We start from the raw sequence: 11,231 nt of genomic DNA on the forward strand, positions 1-11,231 counted from the left end.
CGGGACGGAAAATATCAAACATCCTTCAACATTCGGATAGATGAAGCTTCTCGTTCCCCACCTTCTCGATACACCTGTTACGCCATGAGGTTGTCCACACACACGCGGCCATCCACAAAGTGGCTTCTGAATCCGCGCCGTCAGGCCCTTGCCGCCACAGTGCATACGTGGAAGTTGTCACAAGAAACCAGTTGCTCGAGCAGGGCACTTCGAGCAGTTCGATCTCCCGATCCACGCGGTCAGGGCGTCTCCATCGAATCCTGCCGTCGGTGTACTCCACCGAAGAACCTGGATACTTCGAGCGTTGCGTCGCGGTCACACTGTGGAAGCCCGAGGCCGTCCTCAGCCATACCAGCGCGGCCTGGCTGTGGGATCTCCTGCCGGAAGAACCACGCTTCGTCGAAGCCACCGTAGCTCCCAGCGTCCGAGCAGGCAGTCCGCAGTGGGTACGGCTTCACCGACGAACAGGAGTCTCGTCGGATGAATGGATGGGTTTACCGATCGTGCCGATCGAGCAGTGCTTCATCGACGTCGCGACCACGTTGCCACGGCCGGAACTCGAGGCCTTCTTCGACGCGGCGGTATCGACCCGAGTGCCGTGGAAGTCGATAGCCGAACTGTGTGATGCGAGCCGCGGCAGGCACGGGATCCCCGCCGTACGCGAACAACTCCGCACCTGTTGCCCGCTCACTCGTTCGGAACCGGAGCGAGCAGTCGCCCGTGCGCTGACTGCGCGCAACGTCCACCTGGAGATCAACGCTCGGGTCGGACCCTACTTCGGCGATCTGGTCGACACGCGAGCCCGGGTGATCGTGGAGATCGACGGGCGCGAATTCCATACCGACCCCGCAACTTTCAACAACGATCGACGGCGTCAGAACGCACTCGTTCTCGACGGATGGATGGTGTTGCGTTACTCCGCCGCCACCGCGATGGCCCATCTAGACGCTGTGGCGGACGAAATCATCACAGTGGTCCGAAGACGCCGACACAACCGGGCGTAAGCGCGGGCGTAAACGCACACAGCATCGAGCGTGCAACGGGAAACCGCGATCGCGTCGCAGTAGTGGACAAAAATGCCCGCATTATCTCCAGACAAGCAAAAGCCCGGCCCACCGAATGGTGGGCCGGGCTCTAGGAGCTAGGTGGAGATGGACTCAGAAGTCCATGCCGCCCATGCCGCCGGTCGGATCGCCTGCAGGCGCTCCGGCCTTCTCGGGCTTGTCAGCGACAACGGCTTCGGTCGTCAGGAACAGAGCCGCGATGGACGCTGCGTTCTGCAGTGCCGAGCGGGTGACCTTGACCGGGTCGTTGATGCCTGCAGCGAGCAGGTCGCCGTACTCGTTGGTCGCAGCGTTGAGGCCGTGACCTGCGGGCAGGTTGGAGACCTTGTCCGCAACAACGCCGGGCTCGAGGCCTGCGTTGAATGCGATCTGCTTGAGCGGAGCGGACAGTGCAACGCGAACGATGTTCGCGCCGGTTGCCTCGTCACCTTCGAGCTTGAGGTCGTCCAGTGCGGGAGCTGCCTGGAGAAGTGCAACGCCACCGCCGGCGACGATGCCCTCTTCGACGGCTGCCTTTGCGTTACGCACTGCATCTTCGATGCGGTGCTTGCGCTCCTTGAGCTCGACCTCGGTAGCAGCGCCGGCCTTGATGACTGCAACGCCGCCGGCCAGCTTGGCCAGACGTTCCTGCAGCTTCTCACGGTCGTAATCCGAGTCGCTGTTCTCGATCTCGGCGCGGATCTGGCTGACACGACCGGCGATTGCGTCGGCGTCGCCGGCACCCTCGACGATGGTGGTCTCGTCCTTGGTGATGACGACCTTGCGTGCCTGGCCGAGGAGCTCGAGGCCTGCGGTCTCCAAGGAGAGTCCGACCTCTTCGCTGATGACCTCGCCACCGGTGAGGATGGCGATGTCGGCGAGCTGAGCCTTACGACGGTCACCGAAGCCGGGAGCCTTGACGGCAACAGACTTGAAGGTGCCACGGATCTTGTTGACCACGAGGGTGGAGAGAGCTTCGCCCTCGACGTCCTCGGCGATGATCAGGAGCGGCTTGCCGGACTGGATGACCTTCTCCAGCAGGGGCAGCAGGTCCTTGACCGTGGAGATCTTGGAGCTGACGAGCAGGATGTACGCGTCTTCGAGGACGGCTTCCTGACGCTCTGCATCGGTGGCGAAGTACGCCGAGATGTAGCCCTTGTCGAAGCGCATGCCCTCGGTGAGCTCGAGCTGCAGCCCGAAGGTGTTGGACTCCTCGACCGTGATGACGCCTTCCTTGCCGACCTTGTCCATAGCCTCGGCGATGAGCTCACCGATGGACGGGTCGCCGGCGGAAATACCGGCGGTAGCAGCGATCTGCTCCTTGGTGTCGATCTCCTTGGCGGTCTCGAGCAGGCGAGCTGTGACAGCCTCGACAGCCTTCTCGATGCCGCGCTTGAGGCCGAGCGGGTTCGCGCCGGCTGCGACGTTGCGCAGGCCTTCACGGACCAGAGCCTGTGCGAGAACGGTAGCGGTGGTGGTGCCGTCGCCAGCGACGTCGTCAGTCTTCTTGGCGACCTCCTTGACGAGCTCGGCGCCGATCTTCTCGTACGGGTCGTCGAGTTCGATCTCCTTGGCGATGGAAACACCATCGTTGGTGATCGTGGGGGCGCCCCACTTCTTTTCGAGAACGACGTTGCGACCCTTGGGGCCCAACGTCACCTTGACAGCGTCGGCGAGGGCGTTGAGGCCTCGCTCGAGGCCACGACGTGCCTCTTCGTCGAACGCGATGATCTTTGCCATTGCGAAGTGATCCTCCGGATAGGGGGTGACACACAAGGTGACCGCTCGTCGGGTCACCTCATCGGCACAAGGCGACCGTTTGACCAGTCACCTCATTACACGGGCGACCGATTTGCCTGGTCACCCATCTACGCCTGTGGTCTAGTCAGTGCCCGCGACGGACGACCGGGGGTGTCTATGGTTCCCGGTCTCACTGCCTCGACCTGGCACTCACGGTTCGTGAGTGCCAACTGCATTTTTAGCACTCGAGCGTGCCGAGTGCAAGGTTGAGCCTCAGCCCGCGATGCAGAACTGTCCGTTACTCAAATTGACCGCAAATGAGAGCACTCCGACGCAGTCGACGCCGTTGGCATCGGCCGTAGCGCCCGCCCCGTAACCGGCGATGGCGAAGGTGACATTTCCGTCAGCCGCCCCGGCCCGCGCGATACCGCCGCCGAGCGCGAATGCCTGCGCCTGACCGTTACCGCGAGAAGCCCCCAGCGCGGTTCCGAAGCCGTTTGCATATGAATTTGAGTAGCCGTTGTCGGCGGCAACGCTCACTGCCGTACCGCTCTCGGCAGCACCGGCCTGCGAACGGCCGGCTCCGACGGACTGCGCGCCGCAGCTCGCGGTCTCGGAGACCTGGATGTCATTGGCCGACGGCGGCGAGACACACGTGACGGGGGCTGCCGAAGCAGCTCCCGCACCGGTCAGCGCCAGCCCGGCGGCGAGCCCCATACCTACAGTCATCACAGCCCCTGTTCTCGCCAGGCGGCCCCCCAACCGACTACTGGAAATTCCGCTGACTCGAGAGGATGAGCGACGGAACCAGACTGACGAGATCAAGGGCATAGAAAACTCCTTCGTGGAACAAGTTCATTGGATTCGGGCGCGAGAGTACCCGCTCGAGTGAAGTCCGTCACCCCCGCCTGGTCAAGCCTCGAGGACGACCCCGAGAAGGGCCGGAAGATCCGCGACCGAATCGATGACATGATCAGGCTTCTGAACCGACAGATCGAGCACTGTTTGCCGAAACTTGCCTGTGCGCACCAGAACTCCGGTCAAGCCGACTCGTTGTGAGGAGAGGACGTCCCCGATCAGGTCGTCGCCGACCATCACCGTCGCCTCAGGTTCGACATGCATCAGCTCCGTGGCTGTCAGGAACCCCGTGAGAGACGGTTTACCCACTGCGGCGATATTTACACCTGCCACTTCCTCGAAGCCCGGCAAGTACGTTCCGGTGTCGATCCGAAGGCCGTCTACGGTCTCCCACATCATCCCGCGGTGCATCGCGACGACGGGCACACCGGCGAGCAGAAGTTCGAGCACTCGGCTCAGCGCCTCGTGAGTGAACTCCGGGCCGGCACCGCCGAGAATCACGACCTCAGGATCGGCGTCGTCGAATTCGATTCCCTCGAGATCGGCAGACACGTCACCGTGATTGAGGACCCACGCCCGCGCGTCCGGATACGTCGCCCGCACGTACTCCCCTGTGAGCCTGGCGGCAGTAACTATCTGGCTCGCCTCGACCTCGATACCGGCGTCGCACAACCCCTGCGCGATGAGCGACGAACTGCGCGAAGTGGTGTTGGTCAGAAACCCACAGGCCAATCCCCGCCGCCGAACTTCGCGTACGGCTTCCCCTGCTCCCTCGATCGGCTGCCAGGACGTGAGCAGGACTCCGTCGATATCGAACAGAACACCTTCGATGTCGGCCATTGCACCAGCCTATATTCGCCATCGAGGTCCTGCCGAGGCGTCGGAACCCGAAATCCGTCGATCGCTCAGTAGGCTCCCACCCATGGACCTGCGCGACGACGACCTATTCTCCGTTGCCGGTTCTCTGGCCGAATTGCTCGGCGCTCCCGTCACGATCGAGGACGAGAACTCGACTGTCCTCGCGTACTCCGGCGGCGAGCAGGCCGTGGACGAAGCTCGCATCGGCACGATCCTCGGCCGGCAGGTACCCAGCCGATTCCGCCAATTACTCTCCGATGCAGGAGTATTCGATCGTCTCCACCGAGAGAGTGACCCAATCTACGTTGATCTCGAAGACCCTGCGATCACGCCGCGCCTGGTCATCGCAGTTCGCGAGAACGATCACCCCGTCGGCTCGATCTGGGTCGCACTCGCCGGAACACCGACGCCCACACAGGAATCGATACTTCGATCCGCGGTATCTGTCGTGGCCGAGAGAATCGCCTCGGAGCGTGACCGGGTCGACAGCACACGCCGTCGCCAATCCCAGCGCGTCCAAGCTCTGATCGGCGGTGGCGAACCCGCATTCCGCGCCGCAGACGACTTGCGGTTGGCAGGCCCGCTCACCGTCGTCGCCGTCGGAACCGTTGCGGGACCACTGCCGGCGGGGTTGGTCGCGTCCTTGAGCTTGTACCTCGACACTCTGGCCGTCGACGCCGTTGCCGCTCAACTGTCCGAGACCATCTACCTCGTCATCGCGACCGACGAGACCAACGCTCGCCGATTGTCCGCCGACTTCCTCACCCGCGCCCGTGGCCGCGAATTCCTGGCAGTGGCCGTCGGTCGGACAGTGAAGTCTGCAAGCGAATCACATCTTTCGCGCTCGGACACCGACCATGTTCTCGGAGCGCTTCGTCATGGCCGGTCCGGCGGAACCGTCGCGGGAATGAGGGACACGTTGGCCTCCGTTCTCGCCCTGCACGTCGCCGACATCATCGACGGACTCGGCGACTCCACACCACTCGGAAGCCTCGAACGTCACGACTCTCAGCACGGCAGCGATCTGGTCGCGACGGCAAAGGCCTTTCTCGAGCACGGCGGTGACGTGGCGAATTCTTCTGCCGCACTGCATGTTCACCCCAACACGCTCCGCAACCGCCTGCGTCGAGGCAAGGAGATGTGCGGCGTCGACCTGACCGACGCCGACACCCGCTTGATTCTGATGCTGCAGTTCAAACTCGCTCGCTGAGCAGGCACGGCGGTGCGTTGTGCGAATCCACAACGAGGTAGCTCCGACGATGGCCGAACGGCCAGTCCTTTTGCCGCCCCCGCGATTCATGCTTGAGAGAAGAGCCGGATGTGACCGGCGTCTCGGTTCGAGCAGAGTCTGTAGAAGGAGTGCGTCATGGGAACTCGTCAGAGCCCCGATCGTGTGGTCGTGGTCGGTGCGGGCGTTGTCGGATTGTCGACGGCCTGGTTCTTGCAGGAACGTGGAGTCGAGGTCACCGTCGTCGATCGCGACGGCGTCGCAGCCGACGCGAGCTGGGGCAACGCCGGTTGGCTTGCCCCCGCATTGACGCTTCCGCTGCCCGAACCCGCAGTGCTCCAATACGGCTTGCGCGCGATGCTCAGCCCGTCGTCCCCGGTGTACGTGCCACTGACCACCGATCTGAAGCTGATTCGGTTCCTGGTCGGGTTCGCGCGCCACTGCACGCCGTCGAAGTGGCAGGAAGCGATGTCGGTCTACACCGAGGTCAACCGAACAGCCTTGGGCGCGTATGACGAACTCGCCGACGGTGGCGTCAAAGAGCTGACCCGCCTGGCCGATCCTTTCCTCGCCGCGTTTGCATCCGAGAAGGACCGACAGACTTTGGTGGACGAGTTCCATCACGTCGAGGCCGCGGGCGGCGAGGTCGACTTCGACCTCCTCGACTACGACGCGATTCATTCGCTCGAGCCTTCACTCGGCCAGGGTGTGAAAGCCGGTTTGCGCCTGCGCAATCAGCGTTTCATCGATCCCCCGTTGTTCGTGAACTCGTTGGCGGACGCGGTTCGTGAACGCGGTGGAGAAATCGTCAGCGGTTTCGACGTCACGCAGATCGACGATCGGGTCGGCGGAGTCACTGTTCGCAGTGCACACGGTGATTCACGCGACGGTGACTCCGTAGTCATCTCGAGCGGTGCCCGCTTGAACAAGCTCGCAGCACCGTTCGGTGTGCGCAAACTGGTGCAGGCCGGACGCGGATACAGCTTCAGCGTCAAGCCCGAGCACCTCCCCAAGAACCCTGTGTATTTCCCCACCCAGCGCGTCGCATGCACTCCGTTGCACGATCGCTTCCGAGTGGCCGGAATGATGGAATTCCGCAGCCCTGACGCGCCGCTGGATCCGCGCCGCGTGCAGGCGATCATCGATGCGGCCAAGCCGATGCTCAGCGGCATCGACTGGACTGCGCGGGAAGAGGAATGGGTGGGATCACGACCGTGCACTACCGACGGCTTGCCGTTGATCGGAGCCACGCGCTCGCCGCGCGTGCACGTCGCCGGTGGCCACGGGATGTGGGGAATCGCTCTGGGTCCGTTGACGGGAAAGATGGTGGCCGACTCGATGACCGGTGCTCAGACGCCGACCGTCATGAGTCACTTCGATCCGCTGCGCTGACAGCCGGTTTCACCCACTTGTAGTACGCGCCCGTCAGCAGAACCAGCCATCCGGCGCCGACGAGCAGCGCAACTCGGGTATCGGCGATGACGCCGAGCAACACGATGACAAAAGCCAGGAACACGATCGCGAAGATCTGACCGTACGGCCACAGCGGCACTGGAAACTTCAGTGCCGCTGTTTCGTCTGCACTCATCTGAGCGCGGGAACGGAACTGCGAGAGCAGGATCATGATCCAGACGAAAATGGTGGCGAAGGTCGCCAGCGAGGCGATGACGAGGAACACCTGGTCCGGGATCAGGTAGTTGAGCACTACTCCCACCAACAGGGCAACGGTCATGATGACAACGGTCATCCACGGAACACCGTTGGCGGAGACTCTCTTCATCACCTGCGGGGCCTGGCCGGCATGCGACATTCCGAACATCATGCGACCCGCACCGAAAACGTCGCTGTTGATGGCTGACAGGGCCGCGGTGATGACGACGATGTTGAGGATCGATGCGGCCGTTCCCAATCCGAGGTTCTCGAAGATCTGGACGAACGGGCTGTTGTCGGAGTTGATGGTCTGCCACGGAATGATCGCCATGATGACGGCGAGGGTGCAGATGTAGAAGAGAATGATGCGCACCGGGACCGTGTTGACGGCTTTCCTGATGGTCTGCGCCGGATCCTCGGCTTCGCCCGCGGTGATACCGATGATCTCGGTGCCACCGAACGCGAACATGACGATCGCGAAACACGCGACGAATCCGCCGAAGCCCGTCGCGAAGAACCCGCCGTCCGACCAGAGGTGGCTGATTCCGGCATCGGTGTCGTGAACGCCGAATCCGAACACGATGATCGCGATGCCGCCGGCGATCATCGCGATGATGGCGGTGATCTTCACGAGCGTGAACCAGAATTCCAGTTCGCCGAACACCTTGACGCTCAACAGGTTTATCGCGCCGATGAAGAAGACGACAGCCAGAACCCAGATCCATCTCGGTACGTCCGGGAACCAGAACTGCATGTACAGGCCGAAGGCGGTGACGTCGGCGAGGCACACGATCACCATCTCGAACGTGTACGTCCACCCGGTCATGAAACCGGCGAGTGGTCCGAGGTGCTTGTTCGCGTACTCGCTGAACGAACCGGAAACCGGGTTACGGACCGCCATCTCGCCGAGCGCTCGCAACACCAGGTAGACCGCGATACCGCCGATCAGGTAGGCCAGGAGCACCGACGGGCCGGCTCGTTTGATGGCCTCGGCGCTGCCGTAGAACAGTCCGGTTCCGATGGCTGATCCGAGGGCGATGAAGCGGATATGGCGCGCTGTCAGCCCTCGCTTGAGGCCATCCTGCGTCGCGGCGTCGCTGTTCACTTCTCGGTACTCCAGTCGGATGGATCGTCATACGTGCGCGAAACCATTGTCCGCTACCACCGCGCGTGTTCCCGCACGACCCTGTTGGACGGCCGTACAGTGACCTGACACACATGGTCCATTGACGGATCGCTTACGATCGACAAAAGTGTTTGTAACTTTACGTAGCATCAACTCGACTGGAGAGACTGTGTCCAACACCCTCGAAGCAAGCATCGACATCGACGCATCACCGCAGGACGTGTGGGCAATCGTCGCCGACCTGCAGCGCATGGGCGAATGGAGCCCCCAGTGCAAGGTGATGAAGGTAATCGGCGGGACCGTGCGTGAGGGCGCCAAGACGATCAACGTCAACCGCAAGGGCCTGCTGGTCTGGCCGACGTCGTCGAAGGTCGTTCGCTTCGAGCCCAACAAGTCGGTGGCGTTCCGCATCGCGGAGAACCGCACGATCTGGTCCTACGAACTCGAGCCGACCGCTACCGGCACCAAAGTGACCGAGCGTCGCGAGGCTCCCACCGGAACGTCGAAGGTCTCGCAGTTCCTCGTCAAGACCGTCCTGGGCGGAAACGCCGACTTCGAGGTCGAGCTCGTTGAAGGCATGAATGCCACCTTGAAGCGTGTGAAGAGCGAGGCCGAGGCGGCTGCACGCACCTCTGCTTGACCCTCGACCTGGTCGAGGCATCAGGATCCGTTCCATGGATCCCGTGATGACACAGATAGCGCAGGCACAAGAATTGGCGAGCTCCGGCGATCGAGCCGGGGCTCGCTCTGCGTTCGAGAAGGTGTGGGAAGAGATCAGCGCCGCCCCCGATGCGCTCCACATCGTCTCCCTCGCGCACTACATGGCCGACGTTCAAGACGATCCGGCTCAAGAGCTCTGCTGGGACCTGCGCGCCCTCGACGCTGCAGATTCGTTGACCGACGCGCGAGCCCAGGAACACCACGCATCGCTGCAGGTCGCCGGTTTCTATCCATCGCTGCACCTCAACCTGGCTGCCGACTACCGCAAACTCGGACGCGACGCCGAGGCCGTCGAGCATCTGACGAAGGCCGAGGCGTCGGTCGGCACACTCGCCGACGACGGTTACGGCCGGATGATCAGGGGCGCTATCGAGCGACTGCGGGCAGAATTGATCCGTGACCACTAGTTCCGCCCTCTTGACGATCGGCGAGATGTCCAGGGCGTCGGCGCTCCCGATCAGCGCGCTGCGGTTCTACGACAAGGAAGGCGTGCTCGTCCCGCATTCCGTCGATCCGCACACCGGTTACCGCTGGTACACCGACGACCAACTCCGCGACGCACGCGTGATCGCCGGTATGCGGCGCGTCGGTGTTCCGATCCGCGACATGATGGCCGTCCTGACCGGACCGGAACCCCATTCGTGCCTCGACGCCCATCTGCGCAACCTCGAGGACGGTCTCGCCGACGCCCGGGCCGAACTGGGACGAATCCACCGCCTGATCGACGCGCTACCTATCTCCGGCGGCGTGGACATCGACTCGTGGGATCTACGACGCGCACTCGACGCCGTGCTGTTCGCCGTGAACGAGGAATCGGAGTTCCCGATACTTCGCGGCGTCCACCTCGACATTCACGACGGCGTCGCTGCGTTTGTCACCACTGATCAGTTCCGGCTCGCGGTCGCCGAGGTGACAGTTCACTCCGCTCTGACGGTGTCCGCTGTCGTTCCCGTCACCTTCGCGCGATTGTTGCGCGACGTCGCCGGCGTCGTGACGCTGACTTTCTCCGCGCGCACGGTGACTGCGTCGTATCCGGGAGGTGAGGTGTCCAGCCCCCTGATCGAGGACGGAGAGTTCCCCGATCACCGAATCCTGCGCGAGCACCACAACGCCGTCGAACTGAGCGGCGACCACCTTGCCGCCCTGCTCAACGGCACCGAGGACAGTGCCGTCGTCAGCGTCGGCGAAGACGGTGGTGCCCGGGTGGATCCGGGCGGAACGGATCCCCGTGAGAAGTTCCGAGTACTGGTCGACCGGCAGCGACTGCGCGACGCCGCCGCAGCCCAACCGGGGCGGCAACTGGTGATCCGAGTAAGCGGTGCGACGCTCCCGCTGGCGATACGCACCGGCGACTGTGTCGGGTACTACTCGTACTTGATGCCACTACAGCCTGTAGGAGAGAAGGCGTTCACGTAATCTATGGATGCTCTACCACCCCGTACTGTCAGTGCGACCAGCAGAAGACCTACCGAGTAGTTAGAGGAGCCTGTGGCACGCCGACCCACACCCCCCGGAACCCCGCAACCCACCGGGATCGGACATATCGTCGATCTGGTTCGCCATGCGATTCCGCCACTTCATCCCGCCGGCCTGCCGTTCGTGCTGGCCCCGCTGGGAGTTGCAGCTCTGGGCCGCAACCGTAAGTGGGTGCGCCGAGCCGGTCTGACCACCGCCGCCGCATGCGCCACGTTCTTCCGTCACCCGCACCGGGTGCCGCCCAACCGCATCGGCGTCGTCGTCGCACCCGCCGACGGCGAGGTGGCGTTGGTCGACAACGCCGTTCCGCCCGCCGAGCTCAATCTCGGAAGCGAGCCGCGCCCGCGCGTCAGCATCTTCCTGTCGGTTCTCGACGTGCATGTCCAGCGCAGCCCTGTCGGTGGAACGGTCAAAGAGGTCGTTCACCAGGCAGGCAAGTTCCTCTCCGCAGATCTCGCCGACGCCAGCGAGGTCAACGAGCGCAACAGCATGCTGATCGAAACCGCCGATGGTCACGACGTTGCGGTTGTCC

General features: G+C 63.3%; 11 protein-coding genes. 7 read left to right on the top strand and 4 right to left on the bottom strand.

Going from position 1 to position 11,231, the window contains the following annotated elements; translation table 11 throughout:
* Positions 1-167 precede the first annotated feature (167 nt).
* Positions 168-1,004: a DUF559 domain-containing protein gene (locus ACYP01_RS00670; RefSeq protein WP_459678163.1), complete on the top strand. Its 837-nt coding sequence runs from the start codon at positions 168-170 to the stop codon at positions 1,002-1,004.
* Between the two features lie 153 nt (positions 1,005-1,157).
* Here the strand turns inward: ACYP01_RS00670 and groL are convergent, their stop codons facing one another.
* From groL to ACYP01_RS00685, 3 genes are all read right to left on the bottom strand, one after another.
* Positions 1,158-2,783: a chaperonin GroEL gene (groL, locus tag ACYP01_RS00675; protein WP_003941476.1), complete on the bottom strand. Its 1,626-nt coding sequence runs from the start codon at positions 2,781-2,783 to the stop codon at positions 1,158-1,160.
* A gap of 273 nt (positions 2,784-3,056) precedes the next feature.
* Complete coding sequence (locus tag ACYP01_RS00680) at positions 3,057-3,614, bottom strand: DUF6764 family protein (protein WP_019744475.1); 558 nt, start codon at positions 3,612-3,614, stop codon at positions 3,057-3,059.
* A gap of 81 nt (positions 3,615-3,695) precedes the next feature.
* Positions 3,696-4,481 carry an HAD-IIA family hydrolase gene (locus tag ACYP01_RS00685; RefSeq protein ID WP_020906711.1) on the bottom strand — a complete coding sequence of 262 codons (786 nt, stop codon included), beginning with the start codon at positions 4,479-4,481 and terminating at the stop codon, positions 3,696-3,698.
* 82 nt (positions 4,482-4,563) lie between these two features.
* Here ACYP01_RS00685 and ACYP01_RS00690 point away from each other — a divergent pair, with 82 nt between their 5' ends.
* Positions 4,564-5,709, top strand: a complete 1,146-nt coding sequence (locus ACYP01_RS00690) for a PucR family transcriptional regulator (protein WP_003941492.1) — start codon at positions 4,564-4,566, stop codon at positions 5,707-5,709.
* A 156-nt stretch (positions 5,710-5,865) separates the two neighbouring features.
* The gene (locus ACYP01_RS00695; protein WP_042926583.1) at positions 5,866-7,119 is read left to right on the top strand and encodes an NAD(P)/FAD-dependent oxidoreductase; all 1,254 of its coding nucleotides are present in this window, start codon (positions 5,866-5,868) and stop codon (positions 7,117-7,119) included.
* Here ACYP01_RS00695 and ACYP01_RS00700 read toward each other — a convergent pair.
* Positions 7,091-8,482 (bottom strand): amino acid permease, encoded by a 1,392-nt coding sequence (locus tag ACYP01_RS00700; RefSeq protein ID WP_021333985.1) that lies wholly within the window; start codon positions 8,480-8,482, stop codon positions 7,091-7,093. The genes ACYP01_RS00695 and ACYP01_RS00700 overlap by 29 nt on opposite strands.
* A gap of 190 nt (positions 8,483-8,672) precedes the next feature.
* Between ACYP01_RS00700 and ACYP01_RS00705 the strand changes: the two genes are divergently transcribed.
* The 4 genes from ACYP01_RS00705 to ACYP01_RS00720 all read left to right on the top strand — a co-directional run.
* On the top strand, positions 8,673-9,143 hold the full coding sequence (locus tag ACYP01_RS00705; RefSeq protein ID WP_003941500.1) for an SRPBCC family protein: 471 nt from the start codon (positions 8,673-8,675) through the stop codon (positions 9,141-9,143).
* 34 nt (positions 9,144-9,177) lie between these two features.
* The gene (locus ACYP01_RS00710; RefSeq protein ID WP_007733713.1) at positions 9,178-9,630 is read left to right on the top strand and encodes a hypothetical protein; all 453 of its coding nucleotides are present in this window, start codon (positions 9,178-9,180) and stop codon (positions 9,628-9,630) included.
* On the top strand, positions 9,620-10,639 hold the full coding sequence (locus ACYP01_RS00715) for a DNA polymerase III subunit beta family protein (protein WP_042450437.1): 1,020 nt from the start codon (positions 9,620-9,622) through the stop codon (positions 10,637-10,639). Before ACYP01_RS00710 ends, ACYP01_RS00715 begins: the two co-directional genes overlap by 11 nt.
* A 72-nt stretch (positions 10,640-10,711) precedes the next feature.
* The coding region (locus tag ACYP01_RS00720) for a phosphatidylserine decarboxylase (protein ID WP_459678170.1) at positions 10,712-11,231 on the top strand (520 nt) is incomplete at its 3' end.

The sequence above is a fragment of the Rhodococcus sp. no. 34 genome (assembly GCF_054589475.1).